Origin of the sequence: Limnohabitans planktonicus II-D5 (assembly GCF_001270065.2) — a bacterium.
In the GTDB taxonomy this organism is placed as follows: domain Bacteria; phylum Pseudomonadota; class Gammaproteobacteria; order Burkholderiales; family Burkholderiaceae_C; genus Limnohabitans_A; species Limnohabitans_A planktonicus.
This window is the reverse complement of sequence record NZ_LFYT02000006.1, coordinates 21,276-38,528: the sequence shown is the minus strand read 5'-3', so window position 1 is coordinate 38,528 and position 17,253 is coordinate 21,276. Positions and strand designations below refer to the sequence as shown.

General features: G+C 63.1%; 13 protein-coding genes and 2 pseudogenes. 7 read left to right on the top strand and 8 right to left on the bottom strand.

Features of this window, described 5'->3' with window-relative positions; genetic code table 11:
- Window positions 1-26: 26 nt before the first annotated feature.
- Window positions 27-1,598: a fatty acyl-CoA synthetase gene (locus H663_RS27170; protein ID WP_053170445.1), complete on the top strand. Its 1,572-nt coding sequence runs from the start codon at window positions 27-29 to the stop codon at window positions 1,596-1,598.
- Window positions 1,599-2,830: 1,232 nt separating this feature from the next.
- Here H663_RS27170 and H663_RS27165 read toward each other — a convergent pair.
- The gene (locus H663_RS27165) at window positions 2,831-3,742 is read right to left on the bottom strand and encodes a LysR substrate-binding domain-containing protein (protein WP_053170443.1); all 912 of its coding nucleotides are present in this window, start codon (window positions 3,740-3,742) and stop codon (window positions 2,831-2,833) included.
- A gap of 127 nt (window positions 3,743-3,869) precedes the next feature.
- Between H663_RS27165 and H663_RS27160 the strand changes: the two genes are divergently transcribed.
- Window positions 3,870-5,054, top strand: a complete 1,185-nt coding sequence (locus H663_RS27160) for an acyl-CoA dehydrogenase (RefSeq protein ID WP_116695825.1) — start codon at window positions 3,870-3,872, stop codon at window positions 5,052-5,054.
- A 1,064-nt stretch (window positions 5,055-6,118) separates the two neighbouring features.
- Here the strand turns inward: H663_RS27160 and recJ are convergent.
- The 4 genes from recJ to H663_RS27145 are packed head-to-tail and all read right to left on the bottom strand — an operon-like array spanning window position 6,119 to window position 9,739.
- Entirely contained in the window at window positions 6,119-7,828 is a 1,710-nt protein-coding gene (gene recJ / locus H663_RS27155) for a single-stranded-DNA-specific exonuclease RecJ (protein ID WP_053170440.1), read from the bottom strand.
- Between the two features lie 7 nt (window positions 7,829-7,835).
- Window positions 7,836-8,819, bottom strand: coding sequence for a hypothetical protein (locus H663_RS27150; RefSeq protein ID WP_053170437.1), 984 nt, complete (start codon window positions 8,817-8,819; stop codon window positions 7,836-7,838).
- 42 nt (window positions 8,820-8,861) lie between these two features.
- Window positions 8,862-9,002: a hypothetical protein gene (locus tag H663_RS41560; protein ID WP_165803876.1), complete on the bottom strand. Its 141-nt coding sequence runs from the start codon at window positions 9,000-9,002 to the stop codon at window positions 8,862-8,864.
- A 50-nt stretch (window positions 9,003-9,052) separates the two neighbouring features.
- Complete coding sequence (locus H663_RS27145) at window positions 9,053-9,739, bottom strand: DUF2076 domain-containing protein (protein ID WP_053170434.1); 687 nt, start codon at window positions 9,737-9,739, stop codon at window positions 9,053-9,055.
- A 430-nt stretch (window positions 9,740-10,169) separates the two neighbouring features.
- On the opposite strand from H663_RS27145, the gene H663_RS27140 reads away from it, so the two are divergent.
- The 3 genes from H663_RS27140 to H663_RS27130 all read left to right on the top strand — a co-directional run bounded on the left by H663_RS27140 (window position 10,170) and on the right by H663_RS27130 (window position 13,521).
- Entirely contained in the window at window positions 10,170-11,366 is a 1,197-nt protein-coding gene (locus tag H663_RS27140; protein WP_053170431.1) for an MFS transporter, read from the top strand.
- 191 nt (window positions 11,367-11,557) lie between these two features.
- The gene (locus H663_RS27135) at window positions 11,558-12,025 is read left to right on the top strand and encodes a CoA-binding protein (protein WP_053170428.1); all 468 of its coding nucleotides are present in this window, start codon (window positions 11,558-11,560) and stop codon (window positions 12,023-12,025) included.
- A 212-nt stretch (window positions 12,026-12,237) separates the two neighbouring features.
- On the top strand, window positions 12,238-13,521 hold the full coding sequence (locus H663_RS27130; RefSeq protein WP_053171573.1) for an O-acetylhomoserine aminocarboxypropyltransferase/cysteine synthase family protein: 1,284 nt from the start codon (window positions 12,238-12,240) through the stop codon (window positions 13,519-13,521).
- A 29-nt stretch (window positions 13,522-13,550) separates the two neighbouring features.
- Here H663_RS27130 and H663_RS27125 read toward each other — a convergent pair whose 3' ends face one another.
- Together H663_RS27125 and H663_RS27120 are read right to left on the bottom strand one after the other, a co-directional pair.
- Entirely contained in the window at window positions 13,551-14,429 is an 879-nt protein-coding gene (locus H663_RS27125; protein WP_053170425.1) for a DMT family transporter, read from the bottom strand.
- Window positions 14,426-15,337 (bottom strand): alpha/beta fold hydrolase, encoded by a 912-nt coding sequence (locus tag H663_RS27120; RefSeq protein ID WP_053170423.1) that lies wholly within the window; start codon window positions 15,335-15,337, stop codon window positions 14,426-14,428. Before H663_RS27120 ends, H663_RS27125 begins: the two co-directional genes overlap by 4 nt.
- Window positions 15,338-15,475: 138 nt before the next feature.
- Here H663_RS27120 and H663_RS27115 point away from each other — a divergent pair.
- Together H663_RS27115 and H663_RS27110 are read left to right on the top strand one after the other, a co-directional pair.
- Window positions 15,476-15,808, top strand: a pseudogene (locus tag H663_RS27115) (transcriptional regulator family protein); the annotation flags it as partial.
- Window positions 15,804-16,016, top strand: a pseudogene (locus H663_RS27110) (PLP-dependent transferase); the annotation flags it as partial. The pseudogenes H663_RS27115 and H663_RS27110, both read left to right, overlap by 5 nt.
- A gap of 289 nt (window positions 16,017-16,305) precedes the next feature.
- Here H663_RS27110 and H663_RS27105 read toward each other — a convergent pair.
- Window positions 16,306-17,148, bottom strand: coding sequence for an acid phosphatase (locus tag H663_RS27105; protein ID WP_240620431.1), 843 nt, complete (start codon window positions 17,146-17,148; stop codon window positions 16,306-16,308).
- Between the last annotated feature and the right edge of the window lie 105 nt (window positions 17,149-17,253).

The following is a 17,253-nucleotide window of genomic DNA, read 5'->3' as shown; positions in this document are numbered from 1 at the left end:
ATCATATCCATGCAGGAGCCCGCACCATGTCGCACGCCACCCAGACTGCCATCCACCCCGCCGTTCGCCGCCAGACCATTGCCGATGCCCTGCGCCGCACCGCGATCCGCTTGCCCGGCAAAACCGGCATTGTGTGTGGCAGCACCATCTGGACCTATGCCGAGTTCGATGCGCTGGTGACGCGCCTGGCCGCAGGCCTTGCCAGCATCGGCGTGGCCGAGGGCGACAAGGTGGCGGTGTTGGCGCGCAACTCGCACGGGTTTGCGGCGCTGCGCTTTGCGCTGGCCCGTCGGGGCGCGGTCATGGTGCCGATCAATTTCATGCTCAAGGCCGACGAGGTGGCTTACATCCTGCGCCACGCGGGTGCCAAGACCCTGGCTACTGACAGCGGTCTGGCCGATCTGGCGCAGGCTGCGTCCAAACTGGACACGAAAGTCGAGAAGTTCATCTGGCTGCCCTCCGAAGACCCCAGCCAGAGCGTGTCGGGCATGCACAGCTTTGATGTGCTGGCCGCTTGCACCGATGCGCTGCCCGATTTGCAGCTGGGCAGCTACGACGTGGCGCAGATCGTCTACACCAGCGGCACCGAGTCTTCGCCCAAAGGGGCACAACTGACGCACGACGCGGTGATGTGGCAATACGTCAGCTGCGTGATTGACGCCGAAATTGCCGAGGGCGACGTGGCCCTGCACGCGCTGCCGCTGTACCACTGCGCTCAGCTCGATGTGTTCTTTGGCCCGGCCATTTACATGGGCAGCACCAACGTCATCACCTCCAAACCCACGCCCGACAACCTGCTGCCCATGCTCGAAAAGTTCGGCATCACCAGCTTCTTTGCCCCGCCCACGGTCTGGATTGCGCTGCTGCGCTCGCCGCTGATGGATGCGGGCAAACTCGCGCAGCTGGCCAAGGGCTACTACGGCGCGTCCATCATGCCGGTGGAGGTGCTCAAAGAGCTGGCTTCGCGCCTGCCCAAGGTGCGTTTGTGGAATCTGTACGGCCAGACCGAAATCGCGCCCTTGGCCACCCTGCTCGGCCCGGACGACCAACTTCGCAAACTGGGCTCGTGCGGCAAGGCGGTGCGCAACGTTGAGACCCGTGTGGTCAACGACGACATGCAGGACGTGGCCGTGGGCGAAGTCGGCGAGATCGTGCACCGCTCACCGCATTTGATGCTGGGCTACTTCCATGACGACGAACGCACCAAAGCTTCGTTCGAGGGCGACTGGTTCCACAGCGGGGATTTGGGGCTGATCGACGACGAGGGTTACATCACCGTGGTGGACCGCAAGAAGGACATGATCAAGTCCGGCGGCGAAAACGTGGCCAGCCGCGAGGTCGAGGAAATGATTTACCGCCTGCCGCAAGTGAGCGAAGTGGCCGTGATCGGCTTGCCCGACCCCAAGTGGGTCGAGGCCGTGACGGCGGTGGTGGTGGTCAAGGCTGGGCAGACGCTGGACGAGGCCGCCGTGATTGCGCACTGCGCCCAGCACATGGCCAGTTTCAAGTGTCCTAAGCGCGTGGTCTTTGCCGAAGCGCTGCCCAAGAACCCGAGCGGCAAGCTGCTCAAGCGCGACTTGCGGCTGCGTTACGCCTGAGCCTGTTGATCCGACACGCTGATGCATGAATGGGTTGCACCGTCACCCCAAAAACGTCGGACTCTGCGAGTACCGACCTACAAGGCCAGGTATTTGTAGGTCGGTGGTCGAAGACCCCGACGTTTGTTCACCATGCCCACAGGCCCATGACCCACATCACCGGTCACCTCAGAAACGTCGGACTCTGCGAGTACCGACCTACAAGGCCAGGTATTTGTAGGTCGGCGGTCGAAGACCCCGACGTTTGTGGGCCTTGCACCCAGGCCCATGACCCGCATCACCGGTCACCCCAGAAACGTCGGACTCTGCGAGTACCGACCTACAAGGCCAGGTATTTGTAGGTCGGCGGTCGAAGACCCCGACGTTTGTGGGCCTTGCACCCAGGCCCATGACCCGCATCACCGGTCACCCCAGAAACGTCGGACTCTGCGAGTACCGACCTACGGGGCCAGGTATTTGTGGGTCGGCGGTCGAAGACCCCGACGTTTGTTCACCATGCCCACAGGCCCATGGCAAGCAGCACTGCTCATCGCAGAAACGTCGGACTCTGCGAGTACCGACCTACAAGGCCAGGTATTTGTGGGTCGGCGGTCGAAGACCCCGACGTTTGTTCACTATGCCCACAGGCCCATGACTCACATCACCGGTCACCCCAGAAACGTCGGACTCTGCGAGTACCGACCTACAAGGCCAGGCATTTGTGGGTCGGCGGTCGAAGACCCCGACGTTTGTTCACCATGCCCACAGGCCCATGACCCACATCACCGGTCACCTCAGAAACGTCGGACTCTGCGAGTACCGACCTACGGGGCCATGTATTTGTAGGTCGGTGGTCGAAGACCCCGACGTTTGTTCACCATGCCCACAGGCCCATGACCCACATCACCGGTCACCTCGGAAACGTCGGACTCTGCGAGTACCGACCTACAGGGCCATGTATTTGTAGGTCGGCGGTCGAAGACCCCGACGTTTGTTGGCCATGCCCACAGGCCCATGGCAAGCAGCACTGCTCATCGCAGAAACGTCGGACTCTGCGAGTACCGACCTACAAGGCCAGATATTTGTAGGTCGGTGGTCGAAGACCCCGACGTTTGTTCACCATGCCCCCAGGCCCATGACCCACATCACCGGTCACCCCAGAAACGTCGGACTCTGCGAGTACCGACCTACAAGGCCAGGTATTTGTGGGTCGGCGGTCGAAGACACCGACGTTTGTGGGCCTTGTACGCTGCTCAGGGTGCGTCGCCCACCTCTTTTTGCAGCAACAGCCAGGCCTTGAAGTGCGCCAGCATGGGCCGGGGCTGGGCCACTTGTGGCTGCACCAGGTAATAGGCGCGCTGTCCGCGCAAGGGGCGGTCGCAGGCCACCACGAGTTCGCCGCTGGCCAGCTCCGAAGGAATCAAGAGCGTGGGCATGAGCGCCACTCCCAGGCCGCAGCGGGCGGCGGCCACCTGCATTGAAAAAAGCTCATACCTGGGCCCGGCCATGGCCCGTGGGGCGTCCATCCCCTGCGCGTCAAACCACTGGCGCCAGGCTTCGGGGCGGGTCGATTGCTGCAACAGGGGCAAGTGCGCCAATTCTTCGGGCCGCAGGGGCCGGGTCTGGCCCAGCAGTTCGGGGCTGCACACGGGCAGCACTTCTTCGTCAAACAGGCGGGTGGCCTCGGTGCCCGCCCATTGCGCCACCTGCGCAGGGGTGCCCGCGTACAGCGCTGCGTCCAGGCCCGAGTCGCTGAACATGAAGGGGCGTGTGCGCGTTTCGATGTGGACCGGGGTTTGCGGTTGTGCTGTGGCAAAACTGGGCAAGCGGGGAATCAGCCAACGCGAGGCAAAGGTGGGCACGGCCGCCAGCGTCAGGCTCTCGCCCTGGCCTTGCCTGCCCATCAGGTCCAGCGTGTCTCGTTCCAACGCGTCCAGCCGGGTGCTGATCTGGCGCACATAGTCTTGCCCGGCCGGGGTCAGCTGCATGCCGTGCTGCCCGCGTTTGAACAGCGGCACGCCCAGCATGTCCTCCAGCGAGGCCACCTGGCGCGAGACGGCACCTTGCGTCAGGGCCAGCTCTTGCGCCGCCTTGGTGAAGCTGGCGTGCCGAGCGGCGGCTTCAAAGCAGATCAGAGCCTGGGTGGAGGGCAGTTTGCGGCGCATGGCTGGGTGGTGGGGGATATCTTCTGATCATACAAAAAATCATATCTGGGTGAAAAACAATCGTTTGATAAATGACGGCTTTCACTCTAGGATCGAGCCATCTTCTGTTTTTTTGAAAGACGCCATCATGAGTTCCAGTCACCGCTTTTCCTGGTCCGACCCTTTCCAGCTCGAGTCTCAACTGACCGAAGACGAGCGCCAGGTCAGCGAAGCCGCCCGCGCCTACTGCCAGGAACGCCTGCTGCCCCGCGTGACAGACGCCTTTTTGAACGAAACCACCGACCGCGCCATCTTCAACGAGATGGGTGAGCTGGGTCTCTTGGGTGCCACCATCCCCGAGCAATATGGCGGCGCGGGCCTCAATTACGTCTGCTACGGCCTGGTGGCCCGCGAAGTCGAGCGCGTGGACAGCGGTTACCGCTCGATGATGAGCGTGCAGTCGTCTTTGGTGATGGTGCCGATCAACGACTTCGGCACCGAAGCGCAAAAGCAAAAATACCTGCCCAAGCTGGCCCGTGGAGAGTGGGTCGGGTGCTTTGGCCTGACCGAGCCCAACCACGGCTCGGACCCCGGCAGCATGATCACCCGCGCCAAGAAAGTGCCCGGCGGCTACAGCCTGTCCGGTGCCAAGATGTGGATCACCAACAGCCCGATCGCCGACGTGTTCGTGGTCTGGGCCAAGGACGATGGCGGCCAAATCCGCGGCTTCATTTTGGAAAAAGGCTGGAAAGGCCTGTCTGCCCCCGCCGTGCACGGCAAGGTGGGTCTGCGTGCCTCCATCACCGGCGAGATCGTCATGGACGAAGTCTTCTGCCCCGAAGAAAACGCCTTTCCCGAAGTGCGCGGCTTGAAAGGCCCGTTCACTTGCCTGAACAGCGCCCGCTACGGCATCGCCTGGGGTGCCTTGGGTGCCGCCGAAGACTGCTACACCCGCGCCCGCCAGTACGTGATGGACCGCCAGCAGTTCGGCCGCCCCTTGGCTGCGAACCAGCTGATCCAGAAAAAACTGGCCGACATGATGACCGAGATCAGCCTAGGCCTGCAAGGCTGCTTGCGTCTTGGCCGCATGAAGGATGAAGGCACGGCCTCGGTGGAAATCACCTCCATCCTCAAGCGCAACAGCTGCGGCAAAGCGCTCGACATTGCCCGCCTGGCCCGCGACATGATGGGCGGCAACGGCATCAGCGCTGAATACGGCGTGGCCCGCCACCTGGTGAACCTGGAAGTGGTCAACACCTACGAAGGCACGCACGACGTGCACGCCCTGATCCTGGGCCGCGCCATCACCGGGATTGCGGCGTTTTCCAACTGACCGCTGTTCTGCCCACCCATGTCGGAGTCTTCGACCACCGACCTACTGCATCGCCTTCGTAGGTCGGCACTCGCAGAGTCCGACATTTGCGCGATGAGCGGTGCTGCTTGCAATGGGCCTGTGGGCTTGGCCAGCCAACGTCGGGGTCTTCGACCGCCGACCTACTGCATCGCCTTCGTAGGTCGGCACTCGCAGAGTCCGACATTTGCGCGATGAGCAGTGCTGCTTGCCATGGGCCTGTGGGCTTGGCAAACAAACGTCGGGGTCTTCGACCGCCGACCTACTGCATCGCCTTGTAGGTCGGCACTCGCAGAGTCCGACATTTGCGCGATGAGCAGTGCTGCTTGCCATGGACCTGTGGGCTTGGCCAGCCAACGTCGGGGTCTTCGACCACCGACCTACTGCATCGCCTTCGTAGGTCGGCACTCGGAGAGTCCGACATTTGCGCGATGAGCAGTGCTGCTTGCCATGGGCCTATTGGAATGGCAAACAAACGTCGGGGTCTTCGACCACCGACCTACAAATACATCGCCTTGTAGGTCGGCACTCGCAGAGTCCGACATTTGCGTGATGAGCAGTGCTGCTTGCCATGGGCCTGTGGGCTTTGCCAGCCAACGTCGGGGTCTTCGACCACCGACCTACTGCATCGCCTTCGTAGGTCGGCACTCGCAGAGTCCGACAATTGCGCGATGAGCAGCGCTGCTTGCCATGGGCCTGTGGACATGGCAAACAAACGTCGGAGTCTTCGACCACCGACCTACTGCATCGCCTTCGTAGGTCGGCACTCGCAGAGTCCGACATTTGCGCGATGAGCAGCGCTGCTTGCCATGGGCCTATGGGCATGGCCAGCCAACGTCGGGGTCTTCGACCACCGACCCACTGCATCGCCTTGTAGGTCGGCACTCGCAGAGTCCGACAATTGCGCGATGAGCGGTGCTGCTTGCCATGGGCCTGTGGGCTTGGCCAGTCAACGTCGGGGTCTTCGACCGCCGACCTACTGCATCGCCTTCGTAGGTCGGCACTCGCAGAGTCCGACATTTGCGCAGTAAGCGATGCTGCCCGGTTTACAGCTCGGCGCCTTCAATCAGGAAGCGCACGCGCTTTTGCCCCTGCCACTCGTCGGCGTCCAGCCGGTAGGCCAGTTTGACGCGTGCGGGCAAAGGCTCAGTCCGGCCAAACCAAATGCCATCCACTGGCTGGCCTTGGTGCTTCATCTTGAGCGACAGGTGTTTTTCGCCCACCAAGCGCTGCGACACCACCTCGATCTCTTCGCAAAACACGGGCGGTGCAAAGCCTTGGCCCCAGACCTCGTGGTGAAGCATCTCCACCAGGTCCACCCGGCGGTATTCGGCAGGCAGCGGCCCATCGGTTTCCAGGCGGCGTTGCAGTGTGGCGGCGTCCAGCCATTCCATGGCGACTTGGTTCAGCGTTTCTTCAAACACATCGAGGTGTTCTTCGGCCACGGTGCAGCCCGCTGCCATGGCGTGGCCGCCAAAGCGCAGCAGCACGCCCGGGGCGCGTTTGGCCACCAGGTCGAGCGCGTCGCGCAGATGAAAGCCCGCAATGGAGCGGCCCGAACCCTTGAGTTCGTGCTCTTTGCCCGGGGCGCTGCTGGCCGCAAACACAAAGGTGGGGCGGTGCAGTTTGTCCTTGATGCGCGAGGCCACAATGCCCACCACGCCTTCGTGAAAATCCGGGTCGAACACGCAAATGGCGGGCGGTGGCTCGTCTCCTTCGTCAAACAGCGACTCGGCCATTTCCATGGCCATCTCGCGCATGTCGCCTTCGATCACGCGGCGTTCGCGGTTGATCGCGTCCAGTTGTTTGGCCAGCTCGTCGGCGCGGCCCGCGTCGTCGGTCAGCAGGCATTCGATGCCCAGCGTCATGTCGGCCAGGCGGCCTGCGGCGTTGATGCGCGGGCCCAGGGCAAAGCCAAAGTCAAACGTCGTGGCCTTGGCGGTTTCGCGGCTGGCCGCACGCATGAGCGCGGCCATGCCGGGGGGCAGGGCGCCTGCGCGCACCCGGCGCAGGCCTTGGGCCACCAAGCGGCGGTTGTTGGGGTCGAGCTTGACCACGTCGGCCACGGTGCCCAAAGCCACCAAGGGCAGCAGGGCGTCTAGGCGCGGCTGGGTGCTGGCGTCAAACACGCCGCGCTGGCGCAACTCAGCCCGCAGGGCCAGCAGCACATAAAACATCACGCCCACACCGGCGATGGATTTGCTGGTGAAGCTGCAGCCGGGTTGGTTGGGGTTGACGATGACTTCGGCTGTGGGCAGCTCGCTGCCCGGCAAATGGTGGTCGGTCACCAGCACCTGCAGGCCCAGGGCTTGCGCTGCCTGCACGCCCGCCACGCTGGCGATGCCGTTGTCCACGGTGATCAACACATCCGCGCCTTGCTGGTGCACACGCTCGGCAATCGGGGGCGTGAGGCCATAGCCGTCGACCACGCGGTCAGGCACCAAATAGCTGACGTTGTGTGCCCCCAGCATGCGCAGGCCGCGCACACCCACGGCGCAGGCGGTCGCGCCGTCGCAGTCGTAATCGGCCACGATGCACAGGCGCTTGTTTTGCGCCATGGCATCGGCCAGCAGTTTGGCGGCTTCTTGTGTGCCCAGCATGCTGGCAGGGGGCAGCAGCAGGTTCAGCGCGTCGTCGAGTTCGTCTTTGGACTGCACGCCACGGGCGGCATACAGGCGGGCCAGCAGGGGGTGGATGCCCGCTTGTTCCAGCGCCCAGGCGCTGCGGGGGGGCACATCTCGGGTGAGCAAATTCATGGGGTGATCAGTTAGTGATGAGGGCTTGGAGAGCCGCTGCAGGGGAAGGTTTGTTGAACAGGCGTGTGATCCGGTGGTGCCAGGCGGCAGGCGCGACCGTGTAAGTATGGGCCGCGTCTTCGCTGCACAGGCTGAGCGTGCCTTGGCCAGTGGCTTTGACGTGTTGCAGCAAGTCGGCCACGGCCGTGGCGTCGAGTTGCAGCCAGGCTTGCTGCCAAGCCTGCGCGTTGCCATGCAAGGCAGCTGATCGCAAGGCTGTAGACACGGTGACAGGCGCTGAAATTGCAGAACCTGGTGCGCCCGCAAAGGGCTGCGCAGCCACCGTGCCACTGACGGGCAGCGTGCCCGCGCCGTGCAGCCAAAAGGCGTTGACGGTGTGTTGCCTGCGGGCCTCGCGGGCGTCGTTCACCGGGTGGTTGTACAGCAGCATTTGCATCTCGCTTTGCAGGCGTTGCAGGGGCCGGGCAGCGGGGTGGTCGGGCATCCAGTCTTTGACGTTTTGGCCGATCACCCGGTCGAGCGAGGCGGTGGGCACATCGGCCAGCAAGGGCCCTTGTGCGTGCCACAGCAAGGCGCTGTGCCACGTCACTTGCAAGCCGTCTTCTTGCAAAAACGGTTGCATGGCCAGCAGCAGTTGCTGCGATTCATCGTCCGACAGGTGCAAATGTTCTGGGTCGGCCATGACCACTTGGTCCATGCCGATTTGCCAGTGGCAGGGCGTCATCCAGGCTTGGGGCTCGGCACTGGCTTGGCCTTGCCCCGCCAGGTGCCAGGCGGCCCATGGCAGGGCGGCCGTGTCGATGGCCCAGCCCAGGGCTTGGGCTTGCAGGCGTTCGTGGGGCAGGTGCAGCGCTGTGGCTTCAGGGCCTTGCAGCACCTGCTGGCGCTGAAGCAGGGACAGCAGGGCTTGCAAATTCGGCAGCTGCAAACCGGCCCAAATCTCGGGGCCGTTGAGGGCGTGGCTGGCTGCGTAGGGAATGATCAGGTGCATGGGGCCAGATTGTCGCAGGCCCCCAAAAACCTTTGAGCGGTTTCAGGTGGCGTTCATGCCGTAGATCACTGCCAGAGCAATGGCAAAAAGCACTGCCCAAATGACTCGGTTGTTTTTTTCGATGAATTTGAGCACCACGTCTTCGAGGCTCTTGGATCTGTGCAGGGGGCGTTTGGGGTCCATGTGGGGCTTTCGTGGGTGATTGCTTGCAAGTCGGTGCATCAAAGGGAGTGTCAAGCCCAGTCTTCGCCAGAGTCCCATGAGGCATCACCTGCATCGTCTGCCGAAGCCTGTGGCGATACCAGACCTGGCAAAGCTTCATCTTGGGCGTTGCTCAACGGCGAAGCAGGCGAGTTGGCGGGGTTTGAGGCCGGGGAAGGGTTGTGGTGCCCCATGAGGCTTTGCACCCCCTGAAACAACAAGCCGCCCGCCACCACGCCCGCTGCGGTGGTGGCCACTTGGGCCATCATGCCGCCGCCCCAAGCGCTGGTAGCTGCGGGGGCTTGGGCTGGCATGGCAGCAGTGCGTGCGGCCGCAGGCGAAGTGGTGGCGAAAGGGGCTGAGGCAGTCGGCAAGGGCTGTGCGGGCCTTTGAGCTTCACGGCCCCAGCTCTGTGCGCCCGACATCCATGAACCGTTGGAGGCCGGTGCTGGCGCTTGACTTGCCTGGCTTGTTTGCAGTTGGGCCAACTGGGCCAATTGCTGTGCGCATTGCGCTTCCAGTTGCGCTATGCGCATCTGGGCCGCATCCAGCGCCACGCCCAAACCCATGGCGCGCTGCACCAGCAAATAAGGCGCGTCGGCTTGTGCACTGACCGCTTCGCGAATCAGGCCGTCGGCCGTGGGGTCTTTCGGGTCGGCACGGGTCTGGCGTAAAGCACTCAAAAATTGCTGCAACTGGTCACGTTCTGTGGCGTTCATCGGGGAACCTTGGTGGCAATGGAGGGCTCATTATGGGCAAGCCCAGCATGTGTGAGTTGACTGCCGCGGATGAATCCGAAAACCGACAAGGGCATGCCCGTTTATTGATCCGGCCCTGTGAAGTTTGTAGGGTGACTTCAATCTTGCACCTTGTGGGCGCTAGCCCTGCTGGCGATCAGACGCGTGTGGAGCACAGGTTTTGCGCTTGGCTGGCAAGCTCCCACAAAATCCTCCCAACGGGCAACACACGGCTCAGACTTCATCGTGCCGAATCAACAGAAGCCTAACCCTGTGGGCGATTGCACGCGCGTCCCCGCCGCACGCCATCACCCACCAGCGTGCGTGCCAAACGACAAGGCCGCAAAACCCATCAAGCCGCGATGCTTCAAAGGCACAATGACAGCCACTTCCAAAAAGAACCGGAGACAAGATGAAAGAGACCCCCTATGCCTGGGTGGTGGTTTGGGCCACCTTTGTGTGTTTGGCGCTGATCTTCGGGGTGTCGTATTCGTTTGCGGCGTTTTTTGAGTCGTTTGCGGCCGAGTTCTCGGCGCAGCGGGCCGATGTGTCCTGGATCTTTGGCCTCTCGGGCTTTGTTTACTTTGTGCTGGGCGCGGGCGGCGGCATGCTGGCCGACCGCTTTGGCCCGCGCGTCGTGTGCTCGGCGGGCATGGCACTCATTGCGCTGGGCCTGCTGGCCACCAGCTGGGCCACGTCCTTGATGGCGGTGTACGTGAGTTACGGCTTGCTGGTGGGCTTGGGCATTGCGCTGGTCTACACGCCGTCCATTGCCAGCGTGCAGCCCTGGTTCACCACCCGGCGCGGCTTGGCCGGGGGCATTGCCAGCTCGGGCGTGGGCGCAGGCACCTTGCTGGTGCCGGTGCTGGTGGCCATGGCGATTGGTCCCATGCCCTGGCGCGAAGCCATGCAGCTGCTGGCCTTGGCGGTCTTGGTGCTGGGCTTGTTGGCGGCGGGTTTGCTGCGCCGCGCCCCTGCCGTGCAGGCCGCCCCCGGTGCGACCAGTGCAGGGGGCTCGGCCTCCGGGCTGACTTTGCGCGAGACCTTGCGCAACCCCACTTTTCGCTGGCTCTACTTGGCCACCGTGCTGGCCTCGCCCGTGATGTTCATTCCTTTTGCGCATGTGTCCGCCTCGGCGCGGGACTTGGGTTTGGGCGAGGCCTTTGCCGTCGGTTTGGTGGGCCTGATTGGCGTGGGCAGTCTGGTGGGGCGCTTTGCCATTGGCCTGCTGGCCGACCGGCTGGGCCGGGCGCAGACGCTGGTGCTGATGCAGCTGTCCATGGGTGCGTCGTATGTGCTGTGGGGCGCGGCGGGCGGGCAGGCCATGCTGGTGCTGTTTGCGTTGTGGTTCGGCCTGAGTTATGGCTCCATCGTGTCGCTCTTGCCCGCCATTTGCATGGATTATTTTGGCGGCCGATCGGTGGCCAGCGTGGTGGGCACGCTTTACAGCGGCGCGGCATTGGGCAACTTGCTGGGCCCGGTGCTGGCCGGGGCGGCATTTGACTGGAGCGGGCATTATTTGGGTGTGATGGCGGTGTGCGGCCTGCTGTCGCTGTGCGCCACCTGGGCCTCGCGGCAAATGAAGCTGAGCGGCTTGGCGAAATATTGAACCTGTGACCCCTATGAAGATGACGGATTTGGCACTTGGCTTGTCGGTTTTTGCAGGAACCCCCCTGTGGGCGATGGGCGTGGGACACGCCCTTTAAGCCATCACCCACAGGGGGGGCTCCTACAAAAGAACTAGCGACGCTTAAGCTGAAGACTTCAACAGAACGACGCACAAGAGACAGAAGGACTTTCATGCACAACGATTTGCACGCGCTGCGGCGCATCCTCAAAAGTTGCCACTCCATTGCGGTGGTGGGCCTGTCGGCCGAGTGGCACCGGCCCAGCTATTTCGCGGCCAAGTACATGCAGTCGCACGGCTTCAAGATCGTGCCCGTCAACCCGCGTTATGCGGGCGGCGAGATCCTCGGTGAAACCTGTTACGTCAGCCTGAACGACATCCCGTTCAAAGTGGACATGGTCGATGTGTTTCGCCGCAGCGAAGACGTGCTGCCGATTGCCGAACAGGCGGTGCAGATCGGTGCCCGGTGTCTTTGGCAGCAGCTGGGTGTGGCCAATGCACAGGCCGATGCGCTGGCCCGGCAGGCGGGCATGGATTCGGTGAGCAACCGCTGCGTGAAGATCGAACACGCCCGGCTGTTTGGCGGCCTGAACTGGGTGGGCGTGAACACCGGCGTCATCTCGGCGCGGCGGCTGGTATGAGGGCTTCTCATTGATCAGGCCAGATGTTTGCATCTTTTGCACCGCGACCCCGTAGGTCGGTAGCTTTAGCTCCGACAGTGCTGGTTGGTCGCGGGCACTTGTCGGGGCTAAAGCCGCCGACCTACAAAATCATTGACCATTGAACTCTTTACAGGGCCGGATCAATATTTCTGCTGTTGCCATTTTTGAACCAACTTTTCAAACCCAACACCATGACCGACCGCCAATTCCACCCCGAAACCCTGGCCATCCACGCCGGGCAAATTCCCGACGCGGCCACGGGCGCACGCGCCTTGCCGATCTACCAGACCAGCAGCTTTGTGTTCGACAGCGCCGAGCATGCGGCTTCGCTGTTTAACCTGCAGACCTTTGGCAATGTGTATTCGCGCCTGAGCAACCCCACGGTGGCGGTGCTCGAAGAGCGTGTGGCCGCGCTCGAAGGCGGGCGTGCTGCCGTGGCCAGTGCCTCGGGCATGGCGGCCGAAACCATGGCGCTGATGACCATCCTGCAAGCGGGCGACCATGTGGTGGCGGCCGGGGCTTTGTATGGCGGCTCGGTCACCCTGCTGGCCGTGAGCCTGGCCAAGTTCGGCATCGAAACCAGCTTTGTGGACGCGACAAAACCCGAGGCCTTTGCCGCAGCCATGCGCCCCAACACCCGGGCGGTGTACGCCGAGAGCTTGGGCAACCCGAGCATGGTGGTGCTGGACATCGCGGCCGTGGCCGAGGTGGCCCATGCGCACGGCGTGCCGCTCATCATCGACAACACCGTGCCCAGCCCGCTGCTGTGCAACCCGCTGGCGCTGGGGGCCGACATCGTGGTGCATTCGGCCACCAAATACCTGGCGGGGCACGGCACCACCTTGGGTGGCGTGGTGGTCGAAGGCGGTAAATTTCCTTGGGACAACGGCAAGTTCCCCGGCATGACCGAGCCCTCGCAGGGCTACCACGGCGTGAAGTTTTACGAGACCTTTGGCGACTTTGGCTTTTCCATGCGCTGCCGCATGGAAAGCCTGCGCGTGTTTGGCGCATCGCTCAGCCCCATGAGCGCTTGGCAAATTTTGCAAGGCGTCGAGACCTTGCCGCTGCGCATGCAAAAGCACTGTGACAACGCTTTAGGTGTGGCGAAGTTTTTGCAGGCCGATGCGCGCGTGGCCTGGGTCAACTACCCCGGCCTGAGTGACCACCCGCAGCACGCCCTGATGCAGCGCCAGATGCGCTGTGCTTCAGGCTTGCTGTCGTTTGGCGTCAAAGGTGGTTTGGCGCAAGGCGTGACCTTCATCGAGTCGGCCCAGTTCATGAGCCACCTGGTGAATATCGGTGACACCCGCACCCTGATCAGCCACCCAGCCAGCACCACGCACCGCCAGCTCGACGACGCCCAGCAACTGGCCGCAGGCGTGCCGCCTGACATGGTGCGGATCTCGGTGGGCCTGGAAAATCTGGACGACATCTTGTGGGACATTGACCAGGCGCTGGACAAGGCCAGCCGCTGAAAACCCATGTCGGGGCTGAAGCCGCCGACCTACAGGCCGCCCGCGGCCTGCCGGCGCATGCGCTCAGACTGGAGCAAGCCCAACCCGGCCGCCACCACCAGTGCAATGCCGCACCAAGCCAGCGTGTTGGGCACATCGCCCCACATCAGGTAACCCAGCACCAGCGCCACCAGCAAGCCGCTGTAGCGAAACGGCCCAATCACGCTCATGTCGCCCAAACGCATGCTGAGCGTGAGCAAGTGGTAGCCCGCTGCCAAGCACAGTGACGCGCCAAACAGCTGCCACAGGTTTTGTGTGGCCATGGGCTTCCAGGGCTCGAACAGACTCCACACACCCGCCAACACAGTGACCATGATCGCCGTGGACAAGGTGATCAAGAGCGAAGGCACTTGAGCGGGCACCAGCCGCGTCAGAAAATCGCGCCCCGCGTGCAGCACCGCCGCAAACAGGCACAACAAGGCATAGGCATTGAAGTCCCCCATGCGCGGCTGCACCACCAGCAGCACGCCAGCAAAGCCCAGCACGATCAGCGCCCAGCGGCCCGGCGTGACCCGCTCGTGCAAAAAGAAGACCGCCATCAGGGTCAGGAACAGCGGGCCCGCCAAATTGATCGCCGTGGCGTTACCCAAAGGGATGTGGAACACCGCCGTGAGGTAGGTGAAGGACGCCAGACTGTCGAGCACAGCACGGGCAGGCACCGAGCGCGTCAGTGTGGTGCGCCAGAGCTGCAACTGGCCCATCCACCCAGCCAGGGCCAACAGCAGCGCCGTGGTCATCACCCCGCGCACAAAAATCAGTTGCGGGGTTGAAAGGTCCGTGCTGACCCACTTGACCAACGCATCGTTGACCACAAAGAACACCATGGCACCGGTCATGGTGACGATGCCGCGCCGGTTGTGCTGACTCATGCCGCCAGCCCTTGCAGAAACGGCAAGGCCTTGGCCAGCAAGGCTTCAGGCGCTTCTTCGGCGATGTAGTGGCCGCAGGGCAGCGCCTGGCCCGTGACCTGGGTGGCCACTTTTTGCCATTCCTTGAGTGGATCAAAACAGCGCTGCACCACGCCTTGCGCGCCCCAGAGCACCTGCAGTGGCATCTCCAGCCGCCGGCCTTGGGCGATGTCCTCCCGGTCGTGCACCAGGTCAATGCCCGCTGACGCCCGGTAGTCTTCGCACAGGCCGTGCGCAGCACCCGGCAATGCCAGGCAGCGCTGGTATTCGGCCAAAGCACGCGGATCGAAAGGGGCCAGCCCAGCGCTGCGGTTGCCCATGACCTCGGTGACGTAGGCCGAAGGGTCGGCCTGAATCAGGCGCTCGGGCAGGGGATGAGGCTGGATCAAAAAGAACCAGTGCCAATAAGAGCGGGCAAAGGCTTCGGTGGTCTGTTCATACATGGCCAAGGTGGGCGCGATGTCGAGCAAGGCCATGCTGCTGACCGCATGCCCATGGTCCAACGCCAGGCGGTGCGCCACCCGGGCACCCCGGTCGTGCGCCAGCACCGCAAAGCGCTCAAAGCCCATTTGGCGCATCAGGCTCACCTGGTCTTGCGCCATGCTGCGTTTGGCATAAGCGATGTGGTCCAACCCGCCTTGGGGCTTGGACGAATCGCCATAGCCACGCAAGTCGGCCGCCACCACGGTGAAGTGTTGCGCCAGCGTGGGGGCCACTTTGTGCCAAATGGCCAGGGTTTGGGGATGGCCGTGCAGCAAGAGCAAGCCCGGACCCTGGCCGCCCACCATGGCCGAAATCGACACGCCGGGGCTGACCTCCAGCAGGTGATGGGCAAAACCGGGAAACAAAGGCAAGGCAGGGTGGTTCATGGGCAGCGTTGTGTCTGATCGGCCATTATTGACTTGGCAGGCCTGCGCCCCTGTGACCTTTGAGACCCTTGTTGGCCAAGGTTTGCGATGGGCGAGCGCTTAAACTTTCCGCTTTGATCCCAAGACAAAGAAGACCCCATGGGCGCGCAGTGGAAAGCAAAAGGCAAGGCACAGGCAGCCGATGCCCGCGGCAAATTGTTTGGCTGTCTGGCCAAAGACATCATGTTCGCAGCCCGCAACGGCGCTGACCCGTCGGCCAACTCGCGCCTGTGTCTGGTGGTGGAGCAGGCCCGCTAAGTGTCCATGCCCAAGGAAACGCTGGAACGCGCCATCAAGAAAGGCGCAGGCCTGCTGGGCGATGCGGTCAGCTTTGAGCGCGTGATTTACGAAGGCTTTGTGCTGCACCAAGTGCCCGTGATGATCGAGGTGCTGACCTACAAGGTGAACCGCAGCGCATCAGAGATTCAAGTCGGCCCAGTTCATGAGCCACCTGGTGAATATCGGTGACACCCGCACCCTGATCAGCCACCCGGCCAGCACCACACACCGCCAGCTCGACGACGCCCAGCAGCTGGCCGCAGGCGTGTCGCCCGACATGGTGCGGATCTCGGTGGGCCTGGAAAACCTGGACGACATCCTGTGGGACATCGACCAGGCGCTGGACAAGGCCAGCCGCTGAAAATCCATGTCGGGCTCCGGCGCAGGTTCATGTAGTCGGGCTCCGGCACAGGCCCAAGTCGGGGTCTTCGACCGCCGACCTACGGGAGACAGGTTTTTTGTAGGTCGGCACTCGCAGAGTCCGACATTCGGTCTCCGGCGAAGGCTCATGTCGGGGTCTTCGACCGCCGACCTACGGGAAACCGTTTTTTTGTAGGTCGGCACTCGAAGAGTCCGACATATGGGCTTCGGCGCAGGCTCATGTCGGGGCTGAAGCCGCCGACCTACGGGACACCACAGGCCTTGGCTTTTCAACGCTTCAGCGCCGCAGCTTCCGATGCGCAATCTTGGCGGTCTGATTTCAGGCCTTTGGCTCGGGCGGAGGCAATTTCGGCTTTGGCCAGTTGGGCTTGTGCTTGGAACACCGGGTCGGCTTGCAGGCGGGCCACAGCGGCGGCCCCGACCACGCGTCCGGCTTCCAGGTCGCTTTGCCAGTGCACGCCGCAGACCATGCGGCTGTCACCAAAAGCGTGGCCGCGTTGCAGCAGGGCGTTGGCCTTGTCCGGGGCCACACCCGCCAAAATCAGGCCCCAGGCCCAGCCCAACGCCGCGTGGCCCGAGGGGTACGAGCCGTCCTTGGACAGGTGGGCCTCTTCCTTGGGGGAACAGGTGGTTTCACCCAGCTCGGCAAAGGGGCGCTTGCGTTGGTAATGGTCTTTGGCTTTGTAGGTGGCAAACCCGGCGTCCACCAGACTGCGGCGCAGCAGCATGTTCAGGTGGGGCGTGGCTTCTTGCGAGATGGGCATGTCCAGCGCGCACGAGAACACCCCGGCTGCTTCTGGGAACTTCAGGTTCACGTCCTTGAACGCGTATTCCCAGCGCGGTGTGTTGCGCAGGGCGCGGGTTTGCTGGTGTTGCTGCAGATCGGCCGAATAGCGGGCCGAGCCTGGGGCAGGCGGAGGCGGCACCAGGGCCAGGCTGTCTGGCAGTTCCTTGCGGTCGATGTAGCCGTTCAGATAGCCCGTACCCTTGCGAAATTCGCCCACCACTTCGGGCGAAGTCGGGGGTGTGGCGGTTTTGACCGGGGCGGTTTGGCAGGCGCTGAGCAATGCGGCGGCGGCCAGGGCGCTCAGGGGCATGAGTCGATTGATCACGGGGGTGTCTCCTTGTTTGTGCGCTTGGACCCAAAGAGTCTTGGGGGTCTTCGGCATTTCAGACCGGAGCAGGGTTTGAAATCGTCACCTCTGTGACTTTTTAAG